Origin of the sequence: Stakelama sediminis (assembly GCF_014199335.1) — a bacterium.
GTDB lineage: Bacteria > Pseudomonadota > Alphaproteobacteria > Sphingomonadales > Sphingomonadaceae > Sphingomonas > Sphingomonas sediminis.
In genome coordinates this window covers 522,461-548,988 of the sequence record NZ_JACIJI010000001.1, presented here as the reverse complement: position 1 = coordinate 548,988, position 26,528 = coordinate 522,461, and the positions used below count along the sequence as shown (strand labels likewise).

At 61.2% G+C, this 26,528-nt stretch carries 26 protein-coding genes; 21 read left to right on the top strand and 5 right to left on the bottom strand.

The window, feature by feature from the left end:
- Positions 1–62 precede the first annotated feature (62 nt).
- The 14 genes from FHR23_RS02750 (at position 63) to FHR23_RS02685 (ending at position 12,974) form a co-directional block, all read left to right on the top strand.
- Positions 63–2,219, top strand: a complete 2,157-nt coding sequence (locus FHR23_RS02750; RefSeq protein ID WP_184001383.1) for a prolyl oligopeptidase family serine peptidase — start codon at positions 63–65, stop codon at positions 2,217–2,219.
- Positions 2,220–2,307: 88 nt separating this feature from the next.
- Complete coding sequence (guaA, locus tag FHR23_RS02745) at positions 2,308–3,867, top strand: glutamine-hydrolyzing GMP synthase (protein ID WP_184001382.1); 1,560 nt, start codon at positions 2,308–2,310, stop codon at positions 3,865–3,867.
- A 20-nt stretch (positions 3,868–3,887) separates the two neighbouring features.
- Entirely contained in the window at positions 3,888–4,421 is a 534-nt protein-coding gene (locus tag FHR23_RS02740) for a hypothetical protein (protein ID WP_184001381.1), read from the top strand.
- The gene (locus tag FHR23_RS02735; protein ID WP_184001380.1) at positions 4,421–5,374 is read left to right on the top strand and encodes a cobalamin-binding protein; all 954 of its coding nucleotides are present in this window, start codon (positions 4,421–4,423) and stop codon (positions 5,372–5,374) included. Before FHR23_RS02740 ends, FHR23_RS02735 begins: the two co-directional genes overlap by 1 nt.
- Complete coding sequence (locus FHR23_RS02730) at positions 5,365–6,000, top strand: hypothetical protein (RefSeq protein ID WP_184001379.1); 636 nt, start codon at positions 5,365–5,367, stop codon at positions 5,998–6,000. The genes FHR23_RS02735 and FHR23_RS02730 overlap by 10 nt, the downstream gene beginning before the upstream one ends.
- 20 nt (positions 6,001–6,020) lie before the next feature.
- Positions 6,021–6,629 carry a hypothetical protein gene (locus FHR23_RS02725; RefSeq protein WP_184001378.1) on the top strand — a complete coding sequence of 203 codons (609 nt, stop codon included), beginning with the start codon at positions 6,021–6,023 and terminating at the stop codon, positions 6,627–6,629.
- Positions 6,626–6,973, top strand: coding sequence for an ArsC family reductase (locus tag FHR23_RS02720; RefSeq protein WP_184001377.1), 348 nt, complete (start codon positions 6,626–6,628; stop codon positions 6,971–6,973). The genes FHR23_RS02725 and FHR23_RS02720 overlap by 4 nt, the downstream gene beginning before the upstream one ends.
- A gap of 62 nt (positions 6,974–7,035) precedes the next feature.
- On the top strand, positions 7,036–7,473 hold the full coding sequence (locus FHR23_RS02715; protein ID WP_184001376.1) for a hypothetical protein: 438 nt from the start codon (positions 7,036–7,038) through the stop codon (positions 7,471–7,473).
- Between the two features lie 122 nt (positions 7,474–7,595).
- Positions 7,596–8,471, top strand: coding sequence for a 3-methyl-2-oxobutanoate hydroxymethyltransferase (panB, locus tag FHR23_RS02710; RefSeq protein WP_184001375.1), 876 nt, complete (start codon positions 7,596–7,598; stop codon positions 8,469–8,471).
- A 59-nt stretch (positions 8,472–8,530) separates the two neighbouring features.
- The gene (locus FHR23_RS02705; RefSeq protein WP_184001374.1) at positions 8,531–9,253 is read left to right on the top strand and encodes a tetratricopeptide repeat protein; all 723 of its coding nucleotides are present in this window, start codon (positions 8,531–8,533) and stop codon (positions 9,251–9,253) included.
- A complete protein-coding gene (locus FHR23_RS02700; RefSeq protein WP_343042954.1) occupies positions 9,250–10,569 on the top strand; it encodes an outer membrane protein assembly factor BamB family protein in 1,320 nt (439 codons plus the stop codon). Before FHR23_RS02705 ends, FHR23_RS02700 begins: the two co-directional genes overlap by 4 nt.
- A 121-nt stretch (positions 10,570–10,690) precedes the next feature.
- Positions 10,691–12,043, top strand: a complete 1,353-nt coding sequence (gene der / locus FHR23_RS02695; protein ID WP_184002140.1) for a ribosome biogenesis GTPase Der — start codon at positions 10,691–10,693, stop codon at positions 12,041–12,043.
- A 1-nt stretch (position 12,044) separates the two neighbouring features.
- Positions 12,045–12,239, top strand: coding sequence for a sulfurtransferase TusA family protein (locus FHR23_RS02690; protein WP_184001373.1), 195 nt, complete (start codon positions 12,045–12,047; stop codon positions 12,237–12,239).
- Between the two features lie 309 nt (positions 12,240–12,548).
- Positions 12,549–12,974: an Hpt domain-containing protein gene (locus FHR23_RS02685; RefSeq protein ID WP_184001372.1), complete on the top strand. Its 426-nt coding sequence runs from the start codon at positions 12,549–12,551 to the stop codon at positions 12,972–12,974.
- A gap of 17 nt (positions 12,975–12,991) precedes the next feature.
- Here the strand turns inward: FHR23_RS02685 and bfr are convergent, their stop codons facing one another.
- A complete protein-coding gene (gene bfr, locus FHR23_RS02680; RefSeq protein WP_184001371.1) occupies positions 12,992–13,477 on the bottom strand; it encodes a bacterioferritin in 486 nt (161 codons plus the stop codon).
- A gap of 108 nt (positions 13,478–13,585) precedes the next feature.
- On the opposite strand from bfr, the gene FHR23_RS02675 reads away from it, so the two are divergent.
- Positions 13,586–14,035 carry a nucleoside deaminase gene (locus FHR23_RS02675; RefSeq protein ID WP_246359666.1) on the top strand — a complete coding sequence of 150 codons (450 nt, stop codon included), beginning with the start codon at positions 13,586–13,588 and terminating at the stop codon, positions 14,033–14,035.
- Between the two features lie 29 nt (positions 14,036–14,064).
- Here FHR23_RS02675 and FHR23_RS02670 read toward each other — a convergent pair whose 3' ends face one another.
- A complete protein-coding gene (locus FHR23_RS02670) occupies positions 14,065–14,751 on the bottom strand; it encodes a YiaD family glycine zipper/OmpA-like lipoprotein (RefSeq protein ID WP_184001370.1) in 687 nt (228 codons plus the stop codon).
- 135 nt (positions 14,752–14,886) lie between these two features.
- Here FHR23_RS02670 and FHR23_RS02665 point away from each other — a divergent pair, with 135 nt between their 5' ends.
- The gene (locus tag FHR23_RS02665) at positions 14,887–16,203 is read left to right on the top strand and encodes a hemolysin family protein (RefSeq protein WP_184001369.1); all 1,317 of its coding nucleotides are present in this window, start codon (positions 14,887–14,889) and stop codon (positions 16,201–16,203) included.
- 30 nt (positions 16,204–16,233) lie between these two features.
- On the opposite strand, the gene FHR23_RS02660 is transcribed toward FHR23_RS02665, so the two are convergent.
- Both FHR23_RS02660 and purD read right to left on the bottom strand, forming a co-directional pair.
- Positions 16,234–16,860, bottom strand: a complete 627-nt coding sequence (locus FHR23_RS02660; RefSeq protein WP_221227329.1) for a hypothetical protein — start codon at positions 16,858–16,860, stop codon at positions 16,234–16,236.
- Between the two features lie 105 nt (positions 16,861–16,965).
- On the bottom strand, positions 16,966–18,231 hold the full coding sequence (purD, locus tag FHR23_RS02655) for a phosphoribosylamine--glycine ligase (RefSeq protein WP_184001368.1): 1,266 nt from the start codon (positions 18,229–18,231) through the stop codon (positions 16,966–16,968).
- On the opposite strand from purD, the gene xseA reads away from it, so the two are divergent.
- The 3 genes from xseA to FHR23_RS02640 are packed head-to-tail and all read left to right on the top strand — an operon-like array spanning position 18,230 to position 20,787.
- Complete coding sequence (xseA, locus tag FHR23_RS02650; RefSeq protein WP_184001367.1) at positions 18,230–19,612, top strand: exodeoxyribonuclease VII large subunit; 1,383 nt, start codon at positions 18,230–18,232, stop codon at positions 19,610–19,612. The two genes, purD and xseA, sit on opposite strands and share 2 nt — an antisense overlap.
- Before the next feature lie 33 nt (positions 19,613–19,645).
- Positions 19,646–19,846, top strand: a complete 201-nt coding sequence (locus FHR23_RS02645) for a DUF2093 domain-containing protein (protein ID WP_184001366.1) — start codon at positions 19,646–19,648, stop codon at positions 19,844–19,846.
- Positions 19,846–20,787, top strand: coding sequence for a peptidoglycan DD-metalloendopeptidase family protein (locus tag FHR23_RS02640; protein WP_184001365.1), 942 nt, complete (start codon positions 19,846–19,848; stop codon positions 20,785–20,787). Before FHR23_RS02645 ends, FHR23_RS02640 begins: the two co-directional genes overlap by 1 nt.
- Positions 20,788–20,820: 33 nt before the next feature.
- Here FHR23_RS02640 and FHR23_RS02635 read toward each other — a convergent pair whose 3' ends face one another.
- Entirely contained in the window at positions 20,821–21,300 is a 480-nt protein-coding gene (locus tag FHR23_RS02635) for a hypothetical protein (protein ID WP_184001364.1), read from the bottom strand.
- 287 nt (positions 21,301–21,587) lie between these two features.
- Here FHR23_RS02635 and FHR23_RS02630 point away from each other — a divergent pair, with 287 nt between their 5' ends.
- Positions 21,588–24,821 (top strand): TonB-dependent receptor domain-containing protein, encoded by a 3,234-nt coding sequence (locus tag FHR23_RS02630; RefSeq protein ID WP_184001363.1) that lies wholly within the window; start codon positions 21,588–21,590, stop codon positions 24,819–24,821.
- Positions 24,822–24,969: 148 nt separating this feature from the next.
- A complete protein-coding gene (locus FHR23_RS02625) occupies positions 24,970–26,493 on the top strand; it encodes a putative 2OG-Fe(II) oxygenase (protein WP_184001362.1) in 1,524 nt (507 codons plus the stop codon).
- Positions 26,494–26,528: the final 35 nt, after the last annotated feature.

Genomic DNA, 26,528 nt, shown 5'->3' with positions numbered 1-26,528 from the left:
CTCGAACGGAAGGCCGCACCTAAGGTGCGGCCTTCTTTGTTTTCGGGGGGAAACCAGTCACCATGCGTCGCCTGAGCCTGATCGCTTTGCCGCTTCTATTCGCTACCGGGCCCGTTTTGGCCCAGGACAAGCAGGAGACAACTGTCACCATGTCCGCACCTCTTTCCTATCCGCAGACCCGCCGCGACGATATTGTCGAGGACCATTTCGGCATCAAAGTCGCCGATCCCTATCGCTGGCTGGAAAACGATGTTCGTACCGACAAGGAAGTCGCCGATTGGGTGGCAGCAGAAAACAAGGTGACGAACACCTATCTGAGCACCTTGCCGGGGCGTGACATTTTCAAGAAGCGCCTGGAAACGCTGATGGATTATGCGCGATCGGGAATGCCGGTGCGCAAGGGCGGGCGCTATTTCTACATGCACAATGCGGGCCTGCAGAATCAGGCGGTGCTGTATGAACGCGACAGCCTGAACGGTGAGGGCCGGGTGCTGATCGACCCGAATACATGGTCGAAGGACGGTGCAACCGCGATGGCGGAATGGGTCCCGTCGGAGGACGGCACGCGCATTGCGTACGGTGTGCAGGACGGCGGCACCGACTGGCGCACGATTCGGGTGCTGGATGTAGCGACAGGCGACGTGCTGCCCGACGAAGTCAAATGGGTGAAGTTCAGCAATATCGCCTGGGTCAAAAACGGCTCGGGCTTTTTCTATTCGCGCTTTCCCGAACCGGCGGCAGATGCGGAATATCAGGCGCTGAACATGAATCAGACCGTCTATTTCCACAAGCTCGGTACCCCGCAATCGAGCGATATCAAGGTCTATGCGACTCCTGATCGGCCAAAACTGGGCCATTTCGGGCAGGTGACGGACGATGGGCACTGGCTGGTCATCACCAGTTCGGAAGGCACCGACAGCCGCTATGAAATCACGCTGATCGACCTGACCGATCCTAAGATGAAGCCGGTGAAGCTGATCCGCGGTCTCGAACATGACTGGCAACTGGCGGGCAATGAAGGCAGCACCTTTTATTTCCTGACCGATCTCGATGCGCCGCGCGGGCGTGTAGTGGCAATCGATGCCTCCAGTTCGGTTCGCAAGATGCAGGAGGTGGTGCCGCAGCAGCAATCAACGCTGCAGGGGGCAAGCATCGTCGATGGCGTGCTGCTGACCAATTATCTGGAAGATGTGAAGTCGGCAGTGAAACGCTACAGCCTTGACGGTAAGCCGCTGGGGGATGTCACGCTGCCGGGTATCGGCACCGCTTCCGGGTTCGGCGGCGAGCCGGGCGACCCCGAAACCTTCTTCGCCTTTACCAGCTTCGCGACGCCGACCACCATCTATCGCTATGATGTGAAGACCGGGGAAGCAAGCATCTGGTCAAAGCCCGATGTCGATTTCGACCCTGCCCAGTATGTGGTTCGCCAGCGTTTCTTCACGTCGAAGGACGGAACGCGCGTGCCGATGTTCATTGTCCATAAAAAGGGCATTACCGAACCTGCACCGACGATCCTGTACGGCTATGGCGGCTTCGACATTTCGCTGACGCCGGGCTATTCCTCCACCCGGCTGGCCTGGATGGAGCAGGGCGGCGTGTTCGTCGTTGCCAACCTGCGTGGCGGCGGAGAATATGGCAAGGCCTGGCACGATGCCGGACGCCTGCATAACAAGCAGAATGTGTTCGACGACTTTATCGCCGCGGCTGAGGATCTGATCGCCGAGGGCGTGACGACGAAACAGCAGCTTGCGATACAGGGAGGGTCGAACGGCGGTCTGCTGGTCGGTGCGGTTACCAATCAGCGGCCTGATCTGTTTGCGGCGGCACTGCCTGAAGTCGGCGTCATGGACATGATCCGTTTCGACAAGTTTACCGCCGGACGCTATTGGGTCGACGATTACGGCTATCCGGAAAAGGAGGACGATTTCAAAGTCCTCTACAGCTATTCGCCCTACCATAATATTCATTCAGGCGAGACCTATCCGGCGATTATGGCACTGACCGCCGATACCGACGACCGCGTGGTGCCGGGTCATACGTTCAAATATACCGCCGCGCTTCAGCATGCGGATATCGGCGACAAGCCGCATATCGTCCGTATCGAGACTCGCGCCGGGCACGGTTCCGGCAAGCCAACCGACAAGATCATCGAGGAATATGCCGATATGTGGGCCTTTGCCGCGCACTGGACCGGTATGAGAGTGAAACCGGTCGAATAGGGCGATTGCCGGTTCGAATGCGGCGGGGCGCGAGGCATTCGCGTCCCGCGCGCTTTACATGCGTGCACAGGCTTCCTATCGCGCGTCCATGAGCGCGCATCCGTCCGATTCCATCCTGATCGTCGATTTCGGCAGCCAGGTGACTCAACTTATCGCCCGTCGCGTGCGCGAAGCGGGTGTCTATAGCGAAATTTCGCCGTTCAGCATGGCCGAAGAGGCGTTTGAGCGGTTGCAGCCCAGGGGGGTGATCCTGTCCGGCAGCCCTGCCTCCGTGCTGGACGAGGACAGTCCACGCGCGCCCGATTGCGTGTTCGAAAGCGGCGTGCCCGTGCTCGGCATCTGCTATGGCCAGCAGACGATGATGGCGCAGCTTGGCGGCGCAGTGCAGTTGGGCGACTCAGGCGAGTTCGGACGCGCCTTCATTTCCATCGACGACCGTTGCGAACTGTTCGACGGGCTGTGGACCGAAAGCGAGACGCATCAGGTCTGGATGAGCCATGGCGATAAGGTGACGGCGCTGGCCGAAGGCTTTCGTGTCGTCGCCACCAGTGAAGGCGCGCCTTATGCCGTGATCGCCGACGACACGCGGCGCTATTACGGGATGCAGTTTCACCCCGAAGTCGTGCACACGCCGGACGGTGGGCGCCTGATCGCCAATTTTGCGCGCCATGTCTGCGGGCTGGCGGGCGACTGGTCGATGGCGGAATTTCGCGACGCGAAGATTGCCGAGATCCGCGAACAGGTTGGTGACGGCCGGGTGATCTGCGGCCTGTCGGGCGGTGTCGATTCAGCGGTCGCTGCGGTGCTGATCCACGAAGCGATCGGCGACCAGCTTACTTGCGTGTTCGTCGACCACGGCCTGATGCGCGCTGGAGAGGCGGAGCAGGTCGTGGGACTGTTCCGCAACAGCTATAATATTCCGCTGGTGCATGTGCAGGCGGAGACGCTGTTCCTGAACGGGTTGAAGGGTGTCACCGATCCTGAGGCCAAGCGCAAGTTCATTGGCAAGACTTTCATCGATGTGTTCGAGGAAGAGGCGAAGAAGATCGGCGGCGCGGAATTTCTGGCGCAAGGCACATTGTACCCCGATGTGATCGAGAGCGTCAGCTTTACCGGCGGTCCGAGCGTGACGATCAAGAGCCACCATAATGTCGGTGGCTTGCCCGAACGCATGAACATGAAGCTGGTCGAGCCGCTGCGTGAGTTGTTCAAGGACGAAGTGCGCGCGCTGGGACAGGAACTGGGGCTGCCCAAGGCATTTGTCGGGCGGCATCCCTTTCCCGGACCGGGACTGGCGATCCGTATTCCCGGCGAGGTGAGCAAGGACCGTTGCGACATTCTGCGCAAGGCCGATAGCATCTATCTGGCGGAAATCCGCAATGCCGGTCTCTATGATGCGATCTGGCAGGCGTTTGCGGTGCTGCTGCCCGTGCGGACAGTGGGCGTGATGGGGGACGGGCGCACCTATGACCATGTCCTCGCCCTGCGCGCGGTAACCTCCACCGACGGCATGACGGCGGAAATATATCCTTTTCCCAGCGAATTTCTGGCGCGGGTCGCGACAAGGATCGTCAATGAGGTGCGCGGCGTGAACCGTGTAGTATATGATTATACGTCGAAACCCCCCGGCACGATCGAGTGGGAATAGGCATAACAAGGGATACAGACATGCAGACGACCAACCCTGTGATTCGCACGGTCCTGTGGCCGGTAACGCTGGCGATCTTCGCGGTTGCCGGGTCGTGGGTGTTCAAATGTGTGACCCCGTTCGTCGCGCTGTCGGTTGCGGCGGCGGTAACGATGGACAAGCGCCGCGGTGCGCTGACCGTACTGGCATGCTGGCTGGCCAATCAGGCGATGGGATATTGCGTTTCGGACTATCCGGTCGACGCCTATTCGATCGGCTGGGGTGCTGCGATTGCGGGCGGGACGATGCTGTCCTATTTCGTCGCACGCAAGGTTGCGGGAGAGAATGCTGCGCTGCCCAAGGTGCTGTTGGCGGCGATTGCGGCATTCATTGCTTATGAAGGTTCGCTCTACATCGTCGCACTGTTCTTTGGTGGCCTTCCGACTTTTGCGCCGCAGATCGTGCTGGGCATTCTGGCCAATGACGCGCTGTGGCTGGCTGTGCTGCTGGCTGCACATGCACTGCTCGCCAGCACGTCGCCGCGCCTGTTCGGTTCGCGCCTCCGCCTCGCCTGATGCAGGGCGCCGGTTCGCGCATCGTTTCCCTGCTCCCCAGCGCGACGGAGATTGCCGTAGCGCTGGGTTTCGGTGACGCGCTGGTCGGACGCAGCCATGAATGCGACTGGCCGGATGGCGTATCGGCACTGCCGCCGGTCACGCGCAGCAAGCTGGAAAAGGGGCTGACATCGCGTGCGATCGAGGATCGGGTGCAGGAAATCGTCGCCAGCGGTCTGTCGGTGTATGAAGTCGATGCGGCTCTATTGCGGAGACTCGACCCGCAGGTCATCCTGACCCAGACACAATGTGCCGTGTGTGCGGTGACGCCCGACGACCTGACCCAGGCGCTGAACGACTGGACCGGTGCAAAGCCGGACTTGGTCAGTCTGGCGCCGGATGATCTTTCTGATGTCTGGGGCGATGTACGGCGGGTGGCCGACGCGCTGGATGCGCCGGAAGCGGGCGAGCGGCTAGTGACAGAGTTACAAGCGCGGCTGGCGAGTGTCGCTGCGGTAGTCGAGGGGCGCTCGCGTCCGAAGGTTGCTGCGATCGAGTGGATGGACCCGTTGATGGTGGCGGGTAACTGGGTGCCCGAACTGATCGATGTAGCAGGGGGCGAGTCGGTCCTGGCGACGCCGGGGCAGCATTCGCCCTGGATTGGCTGGGAAGCGCTGGCCGAAGCCGATCCCGACATGCTGGTGCTGATGCCGTGCGGATACCGGATCGCCCAGACGCTTGCCGAACTGCCGACGCTTGCCGCCGATCCGCGCTGGCAGGACTTGCGCGCGGTGCGTTCAGGGCAGGTTTTCGTCACCGATGGTCAGTATTTCTTCAACAGGCCAGGGCCGCGCCTGATCGAATCGGCCGAGATTCTGGCTGAAATCGCGCACCCCGATATTGCCCGATTCGGACATGAAGGCACGGCGTGGATTCGCGCCTCCAAAACGGTGGAGGCTGCGTCATGCGCGTGACGGTTGTGGCGCTGCTGGCAGGGCCGATGCTGCTCGCCGCCTGCAACAGTTCAACCCGTATGCCCAATAGCGAGCAGAGTGCGACACCTGATGCGAATGTAGAGAGTGCGATGCCGGCCGGTGTCGCCGCCAATAGCACGGCGGAAAACAGCACGGTCGCGACTCTTGCATCGAAGCTGTTACTGAATATCGCCCCGGACGGGCTGACACTTGTCGATCCGCAAAACGGACACAGTCGCCAGTTGCCGTTCGGCACTGCACAGGATGTCGTACTGTCGGCGCTGAGTCAGATAGCAGGCGAGCCGGTGAAACAGGAGCGCAATGGCGAATGTCCCGCAGGCGCGATGGATATCGCTCAATTCGCAAACGGGCTGCGCCTGTCCTTTCAGAATGCGACATTCGTCGGCTGGACAGTGCCGAATGACACCGGAAAGCTGACGACCGCGGCCGGTGTGGGAATCGGTTCCACGCTGAACATGTTGAAATCGGCCTATGACGTGCGGCTTTCGACAAGTTCGCTGGGGCAGGAATTTCGGGCAGGGGATATGGCAGGACTGCTCGGCGGCAGCGGTTCCGATGCAAGGATTACGACATTATGGGCGGGGACGACCTGCATCTTTCGCTGAAGCGCCGAGTATATGGCGCCATGGCGACTGCGCTTCTGATGCTGTGCGCTGCCTGTTCATCCTCGGACAAGGGGGCGGACAATACGACAGATACGGTGGAGCCGCTGAACGTCGTTGGTGCGGCGGCGAAATCCGTGCGTTCTCCCAATGACGATAATGAACCGCCGCTGGTAAAGCCCACTCCGGCCCCGCCGGGCACCGCGATGCCGCCACTACCACCGCGTGAGGGGCATTGGAGCTTTCAGGAGGATAGCAACGGGGCGGTGGCGCTATTTGGCTCGGGCAGTGATGACGCAAGCCTGTCGGTACGCTGTGACCGCGCCGATAATGCCCTGACCTTCAGTCGTCCCGACGAGGAGGCGACCGCTCCGGTGGAAATTCTCAACCTGTCGCTTCCCGCCGGAAGCACGCTGGTGCGGGTGTTTCGGGAAGACGATGGCAAGGAACGGAGCGGGGGCAGTGCGCGCTATTCGGGCAAGATGCCGTTGCGCGCGCCCTGGCTGAGCATCTTGATGCAATCGAGCGGTACACTGGAAACCGACCTCGGCGGGCGAGTGCCGCTGTCGGTGCCGGTGGAGGATGCGCTCAAACAGGTGGTTGCACGCTGCCGCGACGGAGAGAGAGAATGACAATACAGCTTTATGGCATCCCCAATTGCGACACGATGAAGAAGGCGCGGCTGTGGCTGGATGAGAACGGCATTTCCTATACCTTCCATGATTATAAAAAGGAGGGGGCGGATGCGGCGCGGCTGGCGCGCTGGGCCGAAGCGGTGGGCTGGGAAAAGCTGCTCAACCGGGCAGGCATGACCTTTCGCAAACTGCCCGATGCCGACAAGCAGGATATCGATCGCGACAAGGCAATCGCGCTGATGGTCGCCAGTCCGTCGATGATCAAGCGGCCGGTGCTGGAATATCCCGGTGGGGTGCTGGTCGGGTTTTCCATCGACCGCTACGCCGACGCCTTGCTGTAGCGCAGGCTTGCAATTCCCCGGCATTGCGCGAAGATCGCGATACAATTTGGGGGAGAGGTCGAATGGCTTCGCAATTTGAGAAACGGCCGCCGCTGTGGTTCAGCATCGTGGCAATCATCCTGATCGTCTGGAACGCTTTGGGCGTGCTTGCCTTTTATGCCGATGCGATGATGTCGCCCGCTCAGGTGGCGGCAATGCCCGAACCCGATCGCCTCTTGCGCGCATCGATTCCGGTGTGGCTGCACTGGGTTTACGGCATAGCCACCTGGGGCGGCCTGCTGGGCGCGATTATCCTGTTGTTGCGCCGGTGGTACGCCGTGCCGCTGTTCGCGCTGTCCTTTATCGCGGTGGTGTTGCAGTTCGGTTATTTGATCGGTGCGACCGATATTCTCGCGCTGCGCGGCATGGCGTCGGTCATTTTTCCGCTGATCGTCATCCTGATCGCTGCGGGTGAATGGTGGTTTGCCGCCCGGTCGCGCCAGCGCGGCTGGATTCGCTGAGGGCGTATAGACAGGGCCTGGCATTCCAGTTTTGCCCCGAACGCATCGTTTAACGCCAAAATCCCGGCTCATGGTCGGGAATTCCTTGGCGAAGCATGCGGATATTCGCTAGAGCGCGCTGCATGTCCACCACCTATACGATCGACACCGCGACCAGCCGTGCGAATCCGACCCCGGCGCCGATGAAGCGGGTGACGGTGCCCGCGATCCGGCGACGCAAGGCCGGGGCGGAAGCGTGCGGCGAACCGCTGGTGATGCTGACCGCTTATACGGTGCGCATGGCGCAGTTGCTCGATCCGCATTGCGATATGCTGCTGGTCGGCGACAGTCTGGGCCAGGTGATTTACGGTTTGCCGTCGACGGTACCGGTGACGCTGGAGATGATGGCGGCGCATGGCGCGGCGGTGGTGCGCGGCAGCTATCACGCGCTGGTCGTGATCGACATGCCGTTCGGCAGCTATGAAGGTTCACCCGAACAGGCCTTTGCCAGCGCATCCCGGCTGCTCAAGGAAACGGGCGCTGCGGCGGTGAAGATGGAAGGCGGCGAGGCGATGGCCGATACCGTCCGCTTCCTGACCGAACGCGGCATTCCGGTGATGGGCCATGTCGGCCTGACCCCGCAGGCGGTAAACATGCTGGGCGGCTATGGCGCGCGCGGACGCAGCGAGGCCGAGGCGAAGAAGATTGTCGGGGACGCTACAGCAGTGGCGCAGGCAGGTGCTTTTTCGGTGGTGATCGAAGGCGTGGTCGAACCGATCGCGGTGGAGATCACGCAGGCCGTTGATTGCCCGACCATCGGTATCGGTGCATCGGCGCAATGCGACGGGCAGGTGCTGGTGGCGGAAGATATGCTGGGCCTGTTCGAACGTACGCCACGTTTCGTGAAGAAATTCGACGATATGGCTGGCCGTATTTCCGCCGCGGTTGGGCAGTATGCGTCCGATGTGCGCAGCAGGGCCTTTCCGGGTGAGGAACAGATTTACGTTCCGAAAAACTGAACTAGGTTTTCCGGCGGCGCGCGGTTAAGGTCCGGCGCCCTTATCCATGGAGTTTTCGTTTGGCGCAGTCCCCCCAATCCAATGAAGTCTTTTTCCGCGAGGTCGATGAGGAACTTCGCCGCGAGGAACTGGCCGAGTTCGGCAAGCGCTGGGGCTTGTGGATCGCCGTTGCGGTGGTTCTGGCGATTGTGGCCGCCGGTGGCTGGATGTACTGGCAACATCATCACAATACTATCGCCGGCGAGCAGGGGCGCACCTATGACGACGCGCTGAAGCAATTGTCGGGTACCGAGCCGCAAAAAGCCGCACAGCCGCTTGCGAAGCTCGCCGATTCGAAGATTGCGGGCTATCGCGCGATGGCGCTGTTCTCCGAAGGCGACATGCTGCTCGATAAGGGCGACGAGAAAGGCGCAGCCGCCAAGTTCGCGTCCATTGCCGCTGACAACAGCCTGCCGCAGCCGTACCGCGATCTCGCCACCATTCGCGAGACGGCGGTGCAATTCGACACGATGAAGCCGGATGCGATCATTCACCGGCTCAGCCCGCTGGCGACGAAGGGAAGCCCCTGGTTCGGTAGTGCGGGCGAAATGGTTGCCATCGCCTATCTGCGCGCCAATCGCCGCGATCTGGCGGGCAAGATGTTCGGCGATATCGCCGCCGCCGACAAGGTGCCGGACAGTATCCGGCAACGTGCGGTTCAGATGGCGGCCGTATTAGGGGTGGATGCGGTCGACAAATACAAGGGCGCTGACACGGATGCTAAGGACAAGACTGCGGGATGATGAAATTAAGAAGCGGCGCCGCCATCGCGGCGCTCATGGCGCTTAGCGCGTGCGGGATTTTCAAGGCCAAGACGAAGACGACGCCGGTGCTCGGCGCGCGGATTCCGATTCTGGCATCCGAAGACGACATCACCGTCGACAAAACGATCAAGGATGTGCGGGTCACGTTGCCCGCGCCAACGGTCAACCCCAGTTGGGCGCAGCCGGGCGGTAGCGCGGCCAAGTCGGGCGGCAGCTTTGCGCTCAACGACAATCTGACACTTGCCTGGAGCGCGCGCATTCCCGGCAGTACCAATCGTACCCGGCTGGCGGCGGCGCCCGTTGTCGCCGACGGCCATCTGTACGTTATGGATACCGACGGCGTGGTCCATGCCTTTGCGGCCGATACCGGCAAGCAGCTCTGGACCAAGGATACCGACAAGAGCAAGGCGGACAGCCGCGTCGTATTCGGCGGTGGTGTCAGCTACAGCGACGGGCGGCTGTTCGCGACCAACGGCATCGGCGAAGTGATCGCGATGGATGCCAGCGACGGCAAGGAATTGTGGCGTCAGAAGCCGGGTGGCCCGCTGCGCGGTTCGCCGACTGTCGCAGACGGCAATGTCTATGTGCTGAGCCAGGACAACCAGCTCTTCGCGCTTTCCTATGATGACGGGCATGTCGTCTGGACCCAGTCGGGGTCGATCGAATCGCAGGGCGTGTTCGGCGTAGCGGCTCCGGCGGCGGGACGCGGCAGTGTGATCGCGGGCTTCTCCTCCGGCGAGCTCAATGCCTATCGCTATGAGAATGGCCGCAACCTGTGGGGCGACGTATTGGCGCGTACGCGCATGTCGACCTCGGTGTCGTCGCTGGTGGATATCGATGCTGACCCGGTACTCGATAATGATCAGGTCTATGCCATCGGGCAGGGCGGCCGGATGGTTGCGCTCGATATTCTGAGCGGACGCCGTTTGTGGGAACAGAATATCTCCGGCGGATCGACGCCGTGGGTCGCGGGGAACTGGATCTTCGTCGTCACTGACAATGCCAAATTGCTATGTATGGCGCGCGATACCGGCAAGATCCGCTGGATTGCCCAGCTTCCCGAATATCGTAAGCCCAAGAAAAAGAAGGATGCGATCAGTTGGGTAGGTCCGGTACTGGCGGGCAACAAGCTGTTGCTGACCAATAACCTGGGTCAGGTGACCTTTGTCGAACCGACCAAGGGCATGATCGGCAAGACGATGGAGCTGAAGGGCAGCTTTTATCTGCCGCCGGTGGTGGCGAACAATATGCTGTATCTGCTCACTGATAATGGCGACCTGAAGGCCTATCGCTGATAACGAGGTGGGGCGGTCAGGTTTCGCCCCATTATCGCCCATGATCTGAAACCCTGCGCCGTTTGGCCATGACCGTTGATTGGGCGTGGCGAAGCGGCGCGCTTTGGCTATACCCTTTGTTATGCAGCTTCCCACCGTTGCCATTATCGGCCGCCCCAATGTCGGCAAATCGACGCTGTTCAACCGGCTGGTCGGCAAGCGGCTGGCGTTGGTCGACGACCAGCCCGGCGTGACCCGTGATCGGCGGGAGGGCGAGGCGCATCTGCTCGACCTCGATTTCCGGGTGATCGATACCGCAGGCTATGAGGATGAGGACGCCGCCACTCTGCCGGGGCGGATGCGCACGCAGACCGAAGCGGCAGTGCGCGATGCCGATGTCGCGTTGTTCCTGATCGATGCGCGTGCCGGCATTACGCCGCTGGACGAGGAAATCGCCCGCTGGCTGCGCGTCTCGGAAACGCCGGTCGTGCTGGTCGCGAACAAGGCCGAGGGTCGTGCGGGTGAGGCAGGTGTGATCGAGGCGCTGGCGCTGGGCATGGGCGATCCCGTGCAGCTTTCGGCCGAACATGGTGAAGGTGTCGCCGACCTGTTCGAAGCGCTGTTGCCGCATTGCGAGCGCATCGAGCAGGAAAATGCCGAAGCAGAGGAAGACGATTCTCCCGATGCGCCGCTCAAACTGGCGATCGTCGGGCGGCCCAATGCGGGCAAGTCGACGCTGATCAACCGGATGCTGGGGCAGGACCGGCTGATTACCGGGCCGGAAGCCGGAATTACCCGCGATTCGATTGCCATCGACTGGGAATGGCAGGGCAGGCGGGTACGGCTGATCGATACCGCCGGAATGCGCAAACGTGCGCGTGTTCAGGAAAAGCTGGAGAAACTGTCGGTTGCCGACGCCCTGCGCGCGGTGGATTTCGCTGAGGTCGTGGTGCTGCTGCTCGACGCCACCAAGGGGTTGGAGGTACAGGACCTGAAAATCGCCGACACCGTGCTTCGCGAAGGTCGTGCGCTGGTCATCGCACTCAACAAATGGGATGTTGCGGAAAATGCCAGCAGCCTGTTCAACGGGGTGAAAGGCGCGCTTGACGAAGGGCTGGCACAGGTGAAGGGCGTGCCGCTGCTCACCGTGTCGGCAGCGACCGGCAAGGGGATCGACATGCTGATCAAGGTCGCGTTCGAAACGCGCGATGCCTGGTCGCGGCGCGTGTCGACGGGCGCGCTCAACCGCTGGTTCGAGCGTGCGATGGAGGCCAATCCACCGCCTGCACCGGGCGGTAAGCGGATCAAGCCGCGCTATGTCACGCAAGCGAAGACGCGGCCGCCCAGCTTCATCCTGTTCGGCACGCGGGTCGACCTGTTGCCCGAAAGCTATCGTCGCTATCTGATCAACGGCATCCGGCGCGAATTCGGCTTTGGCGCGGTGCCGGTACGGCTGACCGTGCGCGCACCGCGCAACCCCTTTGACCGGGACTGACATGCGGATAGACGCCAGAGGGATGCGTTGCCCCTGGCCCGCGATACGGCTGGCGAAAGCGCTTCGCGAGAATAGCGGCACCGTGGAAATTCTGGCCGATGATCCGGCAGCGGAAAAAGAATTAGCGGCAGTTGCCTCGCAAGCAGAGCGCGAATTCGAGCGGATTGCAGTCGATCGGTTCCGAATAGTGGGCTAGGGTCAGGCCCCATTGATTTCGTGGTCGTGACGGAGGCAGCAAAGTGGTGGAACAAGGCGCGCGTGCAGGCAGATAGCAGCGCTATCTGCCAATCGAGCAACGCCGTCCCGGCGCTTTGCTGCCCCGCCCTTCGGGTGCCGCCCCGCCTTCGGCCATTTTCCTCGCCACAAAACCGCATGGCGATATCACGATCCACGAAGTTAATGGGGCCTGACCCTAAAATCGGATAGCGATATCAATCGGCTGTTTACACTCTTTGCGATACTAAGGGGCCGTGTCCGGTAAAAGTAAGCTTGGAGATTGAGTATTATGAACGGAGCGAGCGCAGAAAGGGGGCTGATCGACTGGACTGCCTTTGCGAGCGCACGTGCCCAGCTCGGCGCCAATTTCGTTCGAATCCTTGGGTATTTCCGGGAAGACGGGACTAAATCGGTCAGCCAGATCGAGCAGGCGATGCGCGCCCAGGACGCTGCGGCGCTGGTCATCCCGGCCCATACGCTGAAGGGCGAATCACGGCAATTTGGGGCCGAGGCGCTGTCGGAACTGGCAGAAACGGTGGAAGTGATTGCGCGTGCCTGTGTCGAACGGCGCGAGCAGCCGGGCGATGCGTTACAGCATGTCGTAAAACTGCGCCCGTTGTTCGAATCTACCTTGTCAGCGCTGGAAAGCGAAGCCAATCCGCTGGTCTCACGTAAATCCGGCGGCTTCGGACGCCGCAACACCGCGATGCATTGATCGCGATAGGCGAGGATTCAGTCCTCGCCTTCTTCCGGTTTGGCGTTGAGCTGAATGTAGTTTTCCAGTCCCATCCGTTCGATCATGTCGAACTGACGCTCCAGCGTGTCGATATGCTCTTCCTCACTGTCCAGAATGCGGCGGAACAGGTCGCGGCTGACATAATCACGCACTTCCTCACAATGGGCGATGGCATCGCGCAGGTCGGTGACCGCTTCCATTTCGAGTGCGAGGTCTGATTTAAGGACTTCCTCGACCGTTTCGCCGATGCGCAACCGCCCGAGCAATTGAAAATTGGGCAGGCCATCCAGAAACAGAATGCGTTCCGACAGCCAGTCGGCATGTTTCATCTCGTCGATCGATTCATGCCGTTCAAATTCGGCGAGCCGTTTGACGCCCCAATGATCGAATAACCGGTGATGCAACCAATATTGGTTGATCGCGGTCAACTCGTTCTTGAGCACGGTGTTGAGAAATTCGATGACGCGATCGTCGCCCTTCATAGATCCTCCTGACGGCAGCCTGTGAGACCCTAGGCTGTGGCGCCGATGGGTTCAATAACGACGGGATCGCAATTGCCTTGGATAGGGGCGCAGTTTAGGCAGTGCGCCATGTTTCCCTTGCCCGACCCCATGCGAGCGGCGCTGGAGGCCGCACAGGCGGCGGCCGATGCCGGTGAAGTGCCGGTCGGTGCAGTGGTGGTGCGCGATGGTGCGATTATCGCGGTTGCGGGAAATGCGCCGCGCAGTCTGTGTGATCCTACCGCTCATGCCGAAATGCGCGCGATTCGGGCGGCCGCGCGCGCGCTGGGGCGTGATCGACTGAACGGATGCGATTTGTGGGTGACGCTGGAACCCTGCGCGATGTGCGCGGGCGCGATCAGTCATGCGCGGATCGACCGGCTTTATTACGGGGCCTCCGATCCGAAGGGCGGGGCGGTCGAGCATGGCCCGCGTTTCTTTGGGCAGTCCACCTGCCATCACCGGCCCGAAGTCTTTTCCGGCATCGGTGAAGGCGAGGCGGCAAAGATGCTGCGCGCCTTCTTTGCCGACCGGCGGTGAAGGCGCGCAGTTTCGTTAGTCGTTAAAGATCAATAGCCGCTTTGTACGTCGCTCCGGCTGATCGGGACCAGCTTGATTTCGACACGGCGGTTTTCCGCACGGCCCTCTTCGGTATCGTTGGATGCGATCGGCTGGGTCTCGCCGAAACCGCGCGTGGCGATCCGCGCGGCCTGTACGCCGTGGCTGGTCAGATAGCCCGCGACCGACTGCGCGCGGCGTTCGGACAATGCCTGATTATATTGGGCCGAGCCGGTTGAATCGGTATGGCCGTACACATCGACATAGGTGTCGGGATATTGTTGCAGCACCTGCGCGACCTGATCCAGCGTTGAGCGGAACTGCGGCTGGATATTGGCGCTGTCGGTGGCGAAGGTGATACCCGACGGCATCCGCAACAGCAGATCGTCGCCCTGGCGAATCACCTGCACGTCGGAACCGGCGGTGCGCTGACGCAGGTCGCGCTCCTGCTTGTCCATATAGGCCCCGATGCCAGCACCGGCGATGCCGCCGATCCCGGCACCGATGATTTTCTCGGTACGGTCATGGCGTCCGCCGACCAGATCGCCGAGCAGATAGCCGCCCACCGCGCCGCCGATGCCGCCGATCGCGGCTTTCGAAATCTTGCGCTGGCCAGTCACCGGATCAGTGACGCAGCCACTGGTGAGCACCAGTGCCGATAAGGCGCCTGCAACGGCCAGTTTAGATGTGAATCGCATCAAAATCCTCCCTTTGTAATCAAAATACTGTCTGGAAACGCTACAATTATACGCTCTGTTCCGCATCCGGCATGAACAGGCGCTTGCCGGATATTGTCGAACCGCCCCGGTTGCGGCTATGGGCAACAAACGCCAATGGACGCGCTTGCTCCCTATCCCTGGTTCGACGTGGTGATCATCCTCGCGCTGATTGCCCTGAACGGACTGTTCGCCATGTCGGAACTGGCGATCGTATCTGCGCGCCGTGCACGGCTGGAGGGTGCGTCGCGCGCGGGCAAGCGCGGGGCCGAAACCGCCATCCGGCTGGCGGAAGACCCCGGCAAGTTTCTGTCCACGGTACAGATCGGCATCACCCTGATCGGCATTCTGGCGGGTGCCTATTCGGGGGCGAGCCTGGGCGAGCCGACGGCGGCACGGTTGCAGGCGATGGGGGTCGCAGCGGATACCGCACAATCGCTCGGCTTTGCGCTGGTGATCGGGGTGACGACCTATGTCTCGCTGATCATCGGTGAATTGGTGCCCAAGCAGTTCGCGCTGCGTTCGCCCGAGCCGATTGCGATGCTGGTGGCGACGCCGATGCTGTGGCTCGCGCGAATCACGGCACCGATCGTCTGGCTGCTCGATTCGACCAGTGCGCTGCTGTTCCGGATCATGGGGCTGAAGCGCGAATCGGAAAACCGGGTGACGGCGGAGGAACTGCAACTGATCGTTGCCGAGGCGACCCGGTCGGGTGTGATCGAAGAGCATGAGCGGTCGATCATCTCCGGCGTTGTGCGGCTGGCCGACCGGCCGGTGCGTGAGGTGATGACACCACGCACCGATGTCGACTGGCTGGACGTTGATCTGGATGCCGACGCGATCCGTGAAGCACTGCTGGCAACGCCGCATACGCGCCTGCCGGTGGCGGAAGGATCGGTCGATTCGGTGATCGGTGTGGTGCAGTCGCGCGATATCGTCGCCGCATTGTTCCGGCATGAGCCGCTCGACCTGCGCGCGCTGATGCGGCCCGCGCCGGTGCTGCCCGATCAGGTCGATGCGATGGATGCGCTCGATGCCTTGCGCGTGGCCGAGGTGCCGATGGGTTTCGTGCATGACGAATACGGCCATTTCGAAGGCATTGTGACGCCTTCCGACCTGCTCGCCGCGATTGCGGGCGAGTTTGCCTCGGACGTCGAGCACGGTGAATCACCGCATGTCGTCGAGCGCGAGGACGGCAGCCTGCTGGTGTCCGGGCAGATGCCCGCCGACGCGCTGGCCGACCGGCTCGACATCGACCTGGACGAGGATCGCGATTACGCCACCGTTGCCGGACTGGCGCTGGCGGTGCTCAAGCACCTGCCCGAAGAGGGCGAGCATTTCGTCGAACAGGGCTGGCGCTTCGAAATTGTCGATCTGGACGGACGCAAGATCGACAAGCTGCTGGTCAGCGCAGCGCGAGACGACGAGGAATAAAGCGTTTTTCCGTGAAATCCGTGGCTGGTTTCAGCCGAGTTTGCCGAATTTCGCTTCAAAACCTTCGCGGTCGCCTTTTGCCAGGAATTCGGCCTGTTCCTGCCAGCGGTCGCGCGCCATCCGTCCTTTGAAGTTGCCAAGCTGCCCATCAAGCGCTGCCGCCTGATCCGGGGTGAGCGTCGCGATCTGCTCAAAGCGGATGATGCCCAGCTCGTTCAGTTTCGTCGCGAGTTTGGGACCGACGCCTTTCAGCATCAGAAGGTCGTCGCCCCCTGACGATGTGGCGGCCTGCGGTTTTGCGGGCGCAGAGGGTTGGGGCGCTGGAGCGGGCGGTGTCGCCGGGGCGGGAGCCTTCGCAACGGTTTCGCTGTCGGCAATGGGCGGCGGGGGAGGGGCTACCGGCGGCGGTGCGGTTTTGATGGGCGGGGGAGGCGGGGCTTTCTCTTGAACGGGCGCATCGGCGTCGGCGCGTTCCAGCCGTTGTTCTTCTTCCAGTTCGTGCAGCGCCTCGTTGTTCTTGCGGCGCATGCGGACGCCCCACCAGATTGCGATGATCACGGCGATGGCAAACAGTGCAATCAGGATGAGATGGGTAATGGTGAACGGCAGCATGTGGTCCGCGACCCCCACTGGCGATTGCGCTTGCTGTTCGTCCATTCGTCATTCTCCCGCAGGCATGGCAACTATGTCTTGCAGTGCTTTTAGCGTGGCTGTCGCGTCAGTCCAATGCGGGATCGGCTGCGCAGTAGCCCTTCGGCACCGTCAGCCTGCTTCGCGTTCCACTTCGCGCCAGCCGATGTCGGTGCGATAGAAGCCGGTGGGGAAATCGACCGCCTCAACTGCCGCATAGGCGTTGCGTTGCGCTTCGGCCACAGTCGCGCCGGTCGCGGTGACGTTGAGGACCCGGCCGCCATTGGCGATTAGTGTGCCGCCTTCTTCGCGGGTACCCGCCTGAAACACTTTCGCGCCGGTGGCTTCGGCCGCGTCGATACCGTCGATCGTACCGCCCTTTTCCGGCGTGCCGGGATAGCCCTTTGCCGCCATGACCACGGTAAGCGCGGTTTCGTCGCGGAATGTCGGGGCGGGCAAATCGGCCAGCGTGCCGCTGGCAGTCGCCAGCATCAGGTCGAGCAGGTCGTCTTCCAGCCGCAGCATCAGCACCTGGCATTCGGGATCACCGAAGCGGACATTATATTCGATCAGCTTCGGACCCAGATCCGTCAGCATCAGCCCGGCATAGAGTACGCCCGAATAGGGCGTTCCGGCATCGGCCAGCGCCTTCACCGTCGGGCGGATGATCCGGTCCATCGCCTCGCGTTCCAGCTTCGGCGTCAGTACGCTCGCGGGGCTATAGGCGCCCATGCCGCCGGTATTGGGGCCGGTATCGCCGTTGCCGACGCGCTTGTGATCCTGCGCCGAACCGATGGCCATGACCGCTTCGCCGTCGGTTAGGACGAACAGGCTGGCCTCTTCGCCGGTCAGGAACTCCTCGATCACCGCCTCGCCGCCCGAACGGTCGAACAGGTCGGCGACCGCGGCTTCGGCCTCTTCGGGCGTATAGGCGATGGTGACGCCCTTGCCCGCAGCCAGCCCGTCCGCCTTGATGACGACCGGCAGACCGAAATCGTTGAGTGCTGCACGCGCGCCCTCAATCGATTCGACGCGGACATAGCCTGCGGTGGGGATTTCCGCTGCCGAGCAGAGATCCTTGGTAAAGCCCTTTGACCCTTCCAGCTGCGCTGCCTCGCGGCCCGGTCCGAACACCGCAATGTTCATGGTACGCAGATTGTCCGCCAGCCCTTCGACCAGCGGTGCTTCCGGCCCGATTACGACAAATTCGATCGAGTTGCGCAGGCAGAAATCGATAATTCCGCGCTGGTCGGTTGCAGAGATGTCGGTACATTCGGCATAATCGGCGATGCCGGGATTGCCCGGTGCCGCATATAGTTTAGTCAGACGGGGCGATTGCGCCAGCTTCCACGCCAGCGCATGTTCGCGCCCTCCCGATCCGATCAGCAGGACGTTCATGCCCGATTCCCCCTTTGATTCCGGTTCGCAGCGACTGGTAGCCGAGAGCCAGCCCGGCGACAACGCCGCAGCCGTCAGTGTCAGCGATTTGTCCAACCGGTTGAAACGCATGGTCGAGGGGGAGTTCGGTCATGTGAAGCTGCGCGGCGAAATTTCCGGGTTCAAACGCGCGGCATCGGGCCATGTCTATATGGCGCTGAAGGACGACAAGGCGGTGATCGACGCGGTGATGTGGCGCGGCACGGCATCGGCGGTGCCCTTTGCACCGCAGGACGGGATCGAGGTGATCGCCACGGGGAAGCTGACCACCTATCCGGGCCGGTCCAAATATCAGATCGTTATCGAACGGATGGAACTGGCGGGCGAAGGCGCGCTGATGGCGCTGTTCGAGAAGCTGAAGGCAAAGCTGGGGGCGGAGGGGCTGTTTGATAGCGAGCGTAAGAAGCCGCTGCCGTTCCTGCCCAGGATGATCGGTGTTGTAACCTCGCCCACCGGCGCGGTGATCCGGGACATTCTCCATCGGCTGGAGGATCGCTGTCCCAGCCATGTCGTATTGTGGCCGGTCAAGGTACAGGGCGAGGGTTCCGCCGAAGAGGTGGCGCGCGCGGTACGCGGTTTTGATGCACTACCGGGCCAAGGAGGGGCGGTGCCGCGCCCCGACCTGCTGATCGTCGCGCGCGGTGGCGGGTCGATCGAGGATTTATGGGCGTTCAATGAGGAAGTGGTGGTGCGCGCCATTGCCGATTGCTCGATTCCCGTCATCTCGGCGGTCGGGCATGAAACCGATACCAGCCTGTCGGACCATGCCGCTGATCTGCGTGCGCCGACGCCGACCGCTGCCGCCGAACTGGCGGTGCCGGTGGTGGCCGAATTGCGTAACGGCATCGCCACTTTCGGCCTGCGCGCGGAACGCTGCGCGCGGCGGTATCACGAGCGTGGACAGGAGCGGCTTTCGGCACTGGTGCGTGTATTGCCCAGGCGGGATGCTCTGCTGGGGCCGCAGCGGCAAAAGGCCGATGATCTGGGCCATCGGCTGGGACTGGCACTGGAACGGCGCGTGGCATTGGCGCGCCGCCAGCTTGACCGCAGCACCGGAGCGTTGCGTCCGGCAATGTTGGAACAGCGATTGAAGGCGGCGCGACAGCGGCTGGACGGGGCGGGGCGGTTGCTGGACTCAGTCCATCCCAACAAGCCGCTGGAACGCGGCTATGCCTGGGTATCGGCGCGTACCACCGGGCAGGTGACGGCCAATGCGCAAGCGGCGCGTTCGGCGGGTGCTCTGACACTGCATTTCAACGATGGCGAGGTCGATGTGCGGGTTGAGCGCAGCGGCACCAAAGCCTATATCCCGGACAAGCCGGAGCAGCCGAAACTGCTTTGATCCCCAGTATCTTCGTATCCACGGGAGCCAATCATGCTGATGTCCAACCGTTCGCGCACCGCGCGGCTTCATTATCTCGCCAACGGATTCCGGGTGCTGTCGCCGGGCGATCATGTGCTGTGCGCGATATCGGGGGAGGCCATTCCGCTGGATGATTTGCGCTATTGGGATGTGCGCTCGCAACAGGCCTATGCGACTGCGGAGATTGCCACCAAAGCGCTGCTCGACCAGTAATGCGGATCATCGGCAAGGAAATCGTCGGCGCGGCGGCACTGGTCCTGCTCGCCGGATGTGCAGTTGTTCCCAACGGGGCTGAGGCGGCGGCGCCTGCGGGCACTCAGGCGCAGGTGCCGGGTGACCGGGTTGCGTCGCCACCGGTGGCGCCCGCCACGCCGGTACAGGCTCCGGTTTCAGAGACATTTACCCTGAACGGTCATTTCGAACAGGGCGGTGCGGTGCTGGGCACGGTACCGACAGGCACGACGACACTGACGTTCGACGGAAAGACGATTCCCGTCGCTTCCGACGGCGAATTCCTGATCGCGTTCGACCGCAATGCCGGGCCGCAGGCAACGCTGGTCGCGACACTGGCGAACGGTGCGCAGCTGACGCGCGATATTAGCGTCGCACCGCGTGCGTGGAAGATTTCGCGCCTCAACCGCCTGCCGAAATATCCTGTGCCTTCCGCCGAGTTCAAACGGCTGCGCCCACCCGAACTGGCGCAGATCCATGCCGCGCGTGCCATGACCACCGATGCACATGGCTGGCGGCAGAAGTTCATCTGGCCCACCACCGGGCGCATCTCTACGCTGTTCGGTGCGCAGCGTATCTATAAGGGCGGACAGAAGGGCTCCTATCATTCCGGTATCGACATCGCGGTGCCGGTCGGGACCCCGGTGCGCGCGCCCGCCGATGGTGTGGTGATTCTGGCCACGGCCAAGCCCTTCACGCTGGAGGGCAATCTGCTGATGGTCGATCACGGTATGGGGCTGAACAGTGCGTTCCTGCACCTGTCGAAAATTCTGGTGCATGTCGGCGATCATGTGAAGCAGGGGCAGGTCATCGCCTATAGCGGTGATACAGGCCGTGCCACCGGCCCGCATCTGCACTGGGGCCTGAAATGGGATGCGGCGCGCATCGACCCGCTGCTGCTGGCGGGGCCGATGCCGCAATAAGTGTGTTTCGTCCCGTCGGGGTCGTTCAGAGCGTTATTTGACGCGCTGAACCCGCATCGAACTGCTGCCCTTGAAGTCGGCAAAATAGCTTCCAAAGGCAGCGGTCTTGATCGTGACCTGCGTGCCGGGACGGACGCCGACGACCACGCGGTCGCCAATCTGATGCCACTTGGCGCCGCCCTTCACGGTGAAGATCATGCGGTTGTTCTGATCGTGCGATATTCCCGTAACAATGGTTGTAATGTGGTCGATCTGATCCTTGTCACCACCGAACAGTTTGATTTTCGGAAGCGAGAAACCGAACAGCGATTTGCGGGCTTTATGCACCTGATCGCGATCGACGATGTAAACCTCGTCCTTCTTTTGGGCCGCATCGAGCGCACCAACGGTGCGGTCGTAACAGGCCAGCCGTTGATCGCTGTCGGCGATCTTTCGACACGCCACTGCCTGATCGAAAAGCTGTGAGCGCTCATCGGACTTATTTTGCGCTGCGGCAAGGTGAGGGCTAAGCAATCCCAATCCCATGACCAGGACGAACGTGTTTCGTATTTGCCTCTGCATGCAGCGCTCCCAAAACCAGTATTTTCTTTACATTCCGCGCTTGGGGGGCGGTGTCAACGGGGTGAATTGTTGCAAACAGGCTACACTCTATAATGAATGCGCCCTGTACGGAGAATTCAGTGTTTACACGCATACGCACAATAGCGCATCGGGGGCACATTCGTCGACATGCTGCTAAAATAGCGTGATTCAGGCGAGGGATTGGCCCGAAAAGGGCCGTCAAAAAAGGGATTAGTATCTTGACCAAGCATCAGCTCATATCCGCGCTGAAGTCGGGCGCTGCGCCGTTCGTTCTCAGCCTTGCTGTCGTGGCTGCGCCTGCGTACGCGCAAACTACGACCGGCAGTACGACTTCCGACCAGGATTCGACCGCCGTCTCATCGCAGGACAGCACGACCGCCACTCCGGCTGCTACTGCTCAAGGCGCTGCAACGCAGGGACAGGACCTGATCGTTACCGGTTCGCGCATTCCTCAGCCGAACCTGACGTCGGTCAGCCCGGTAACCGTGGTTAACAGTCAGGAGTTCAAGCTCACCGGCACGACTCGTACCGAGGATTTGCTGAATTCGCTGCCGCAGGTGTTTGCGGACCAGGGCGGCGGCATCGCCAACGGTGCGACCGGTACTGCAACCGTCAACCTGCGTAACCTTGGTGCCAACCGTACTCTGGTCCTGATCGACGGTCGCCGACTTGTCCCGGGTGACCCGACGGATTCCGCAGCTGACCTTAACTTCATTCCTGCTGCGCTCGTGAAGCGCGTTGACGTGCTGACCGGCGGTGCGTCGTCCACCTATGGTGCGGACGCTGTCGGCGGCGTTGTCAACTTCATCATGGATAAGGATTTTACCGGCTTCAAGATTGATGGCCAGTATAGTTTCTATCAGCATAGCAACAGTGCAAGCAGTGCCATTCGCGATGCTCTGGACGCGCGCAACTTCGGTTACCCCAGCGGTGATGTCGCGGATGGGGGTACCGTTGATACCACCGCAGTAATTGGTGCTGGGTTTGACGATAATCGTGGCCACGTCGTAGCATACGCCGGATATCGTCGGATCAACGCAGTTACGCAGGCCGCGCGCGATTACAGCGCCTGTGCATTGGGGGCTTCTGCATCGGGCTCTCTCAGCTGTGCGGGTTCGTTCAACTCGGCAAACGGTTCCATCGTCTCTTACGGGGACGGCACTCCGGGTTACGTTGATCCGGATAGCGGCCAGGCTCTGCCTTACGGTGATGGTACATCGCTGTCCTATCAGATCGGCCCGAACCAGACCATTATTCCGGGCTATACGCCGTATAACTATGCGCCGTATAACTATTATCAGCGTCCGGACGAACGCTACACGGCCGGCTTCTTCGCGCATTACGATGTCAGCGATCATTTCAAGCCCTATATGTCGGGCATGTTCATGGACGATCGTTCGGTCGCCCAGATCGCGCCGTCGGGCACGTTCGGTAACGTCTATTCGATCAACTGCGATAATCCGCTTCTCAGCGCACAGCAGAAGAGCATTATCTGTTCGCCGGGCAATCTTGTAACGTCCTCGATCGACCCGGTTACCGGCAATCTGGTGCCCCCGCCGATGAATGCTCCGCCGACGACGGTTACGTCGGCTGCTCAGGCAGGCTATGCGCTGACGCCGTATCAGTTCACTGATGCCAGCGGGAACACCTATGAGCGTGGCTTCGCACAAATCTACAAGCGCAATGTCGAAGGTGCGGCGCGTCAGGACGACCTGCAGCATACGGCGTATCGTCTGGTTGTCGGTGCCAAGGGTGATATCAATGACGCATTCACCTATGATGCATACTATCAGTATGGTCGGACCAACTTTTCCGAAACCTATGTGAACGATCTGTCGATCAGTCGTATGCGCAAGTCGCTTGACGTGGTCACCGATCCGAACACCGGTCAGGCGGTTTGTCGTTCGGCTCTGGATGGTTCAGATCCGAACTGTGTTCCGTACAATATCTTCACCGCTGGTGGAGTGTCGCAGGCCGCGCTGAACTACATTACAGCGCCCGGTTTCCAGCGTGGTATCGTGTCGGAACAGGTGGCGTCGGTCAACGTGACCGGCCTGCTCGGCAAATACGGTGTCAAGTCGCCCTGGGCCGAAGACGGTGTGGGTATCAACGTCGGTACGGAGTATCGTCGTGAAGCCCTCGACTTCAAATCGGACCTTGAATACCAGACGGGCGACCTTGCCGGTCAGGGTGCGGCGACGTTGCCGGTCAGCGGTGCGTTCAACGTATATGAAGCCTATGCTGAACTGCGCGTTCCGATCGTGCAGGACAGCTTCTTCTATGACCTGTCATTCGATGGCGGTTACCGTCATTCACGCTATGAAGTTGCAAGCCGCAACTACAGCACTGACACCTATAAGCTGGGTGCGGACTTCGCGCCGATCCGTGCGATCCGCTTCCGCGGTGCATATAATCGTGCGGTTCGCTCGCCGAACATTCAGGAGTTCTTCGCACCGCAGCGTGTTGCTCTGGACGGCAGCACTGATCCCTGTGCGAAGGTTGACAAACAGGGTAACCCGGTTCCGATTACGGCTGCGGATACCGGATGCCTTGCTCAGGGCTTGACCGTGGGTCAGACGGTTGTCGGTAACCCGGCGGCGCAGTATAATGGCCTAATCGGTGGTAACATCAACCTGGAACCGGAAATCGCAGATACCTACACGGCGGGCCTCGTGCTGCAGCCGGGTGATTTGGTGTCAGGCCTGCGTGGTCTCGCTCTGACTGTTGATTATTACAACATCAAGGTGAAGAACACCATTCAGGGTATCGGGGCTGATACGATCGTTCAGAGCTGTACTGCAGATGCAAACTCGCCTCTGTGCGATTATGTGCATCGTGATGCTACCGGATCGCTGTGGCGCTCCTCAAATGGCTATGTGGTCGATCTGACGCAGAACATCGGTAGCGTGAAGACCAGTGGTGTTGATGTCGGTGCCAGCTATTCGCGTGATCTGGGCTTTGCGCAGATCAACATGAATTTCAACGGCACCTATCTCGACAAGTTTGTCACCGACAATGGCGTTTCTACGCCATATGACTGCGCGGGTTACTATGGCGTTCAGTGCGGCACGCCGATGCCGAAATGGCGGCACAAGCTGCGGGTCGGCTTCACACTTCCGAGCGGCATTGGCTTGTCGGGTGCATGGCGCTACTTTAGCGGTGTCGACGTGGACAAGAGCAGCAGCAATCCGTCGCTGGCGGGTAACTACTCTCAGTTTGCTGCGCATCTTCCGGCACAGAGCTATTTCGACCTGACGATGACAGCGAGCATCGCGGATCATTATCGCTTCCGTCTTGGTGTGCAGAATCTGCTGGATCGCCAGCCGCCGATCGTTTCCAGCTCGGGCAGTTTGTCGAGCTGTGCGTCGGTCTATTGTAACGGCAACACCTATCCGGTGGTGTACGATTCGCTGGGTCGTTACATCTTCACCGGCATTACGCTGGACTTCTAATTCAGAAGACAGTGTGGATTTCGGAGGGTCGGCAGAGCATTCTGCCGACCCTTTTTTTATGCAATTCGTAGAACGGCTTGCCTAAGGCCAATTGGGTTTTGGCAACGGCTTTGATAAAGTTTCCGGCACAGTTGCGCGAGGAAGGTGAATGGCAAGCCACAGGCCGGGCTTTAGTGCGAGCGTCATGGCACCGGGCGACTTTGCAGCCCTGGCGTCGCGGGCGCTGCGTGAACAGACCGAAGAACAGGCAATTCCGGTACTGAAAGAGGGCATTCGCCGCTTTCCGAACATCGCCGCGCTGCACCAATGGCTGGCGCTGCTGCATCGCGCGCTGGACCAGAGGGAATCGGCCCTGCGCGCATTTGTGGAGGCCAGGAAACTCTCCCCGACAGATGGTAAAATAGCGCATGGACACGCGCGAACCCTGTTGGAAGCCGGGTTGCCTGCCGTTGATGCTTTTGAAGAGGCCCGGCGACTGACACCGCAGGACGGAAGCGTTGTGCTGGGGCTCGCAGCCGCAAGCTTTGCGGAAGGGGATGTGGAACGCGCCATAGCGCTGGTGGCAGACGCGGTACGCTTTAACCCCGGCTGGCTGGATGGACATGCGCAACTGGCGAGATTGCGTTGGATGGCCGGGCAGCAGGACGACCACATGCAGTCGTTCGAACAGGCGGTAGCAGATGGGAACGATAGTGCTGATCTCTGGCACCTGTGGTTGCTGACGCTGCAACAGGCGGAAGCGTATGAAGATGCCGCTGTCATATCGGGGCGGGCACGAAAGCGGATTGGCGACGTACAGTTTCTCGACGCAACCGACGCGGTTATTGCGTCTGAGACCGGTCATAAGGAACGGGCGGATCAACTATTTGACATGCTCTCGTCATTGGAAGACCCGGCTTTCGATGTGCGCAAGGTCCGGCATTATCTGCGAACCGCACAAATTGAGCGCGCGCTTCCGGTCATTGACAAGGCGCTGGGCGGGACAGGGGCAGCGATCATGTGGCCTTACGCTTCGATCGCATGGCGGCTGTCCGACGACGCCAGAGCGGATTGGCTCGATCGCCCGGAAGCGCTGGTGCAATATTATGATCTGAGAGAATTTCTTCCGCCGCTGGAGGTGTTTACCGATCATCTGCGCGGTCTGCACCAGGCACGCGCGCAGCATCTCGATCAATCGGTTCGGGGCGGTACACAGACCGATGGTGCGCTGTTCGCGCGGATCGAACCGCAAATTCGTACATTGCGCGAAGCAATCGTCAAGGCGGTGCAGCGCTATATCGATGCTTTGCCTTCGCAGGAAGATGGCCACCCGCTGCTGGACGTTCGGCGGGATCGACCGGTGCGGTTCGCCGGGTCATGGTCAGTGCGGCTGGCAGGGAAGGGGCATCACGCCAATCATGTGCATCCCGCCGGCTGGATCAGTTCAGCACTCTATGTCTCGCTTCCGGAAGAGGTGCTCGCATCGCAGGCCGATGGCGACACAAAGGATGGCGCACTTGTTCTTGGTGAACCGCAGAAGGAGCTCGGAATCGCACTGCCGGCATATCGCACTATCCAGCCAAAACCGGGACATCTCGCGCTGTTTCCGTCGACCATGTGGCATGGAACCCGACCTTTCGACACTGGTGAGAGGTTGACAGTTGCGTTCGACGTTGCGCATCCAGCGGCATGACTGCTCCCACCCAAGAAACCAATGCGTCGCTGCTT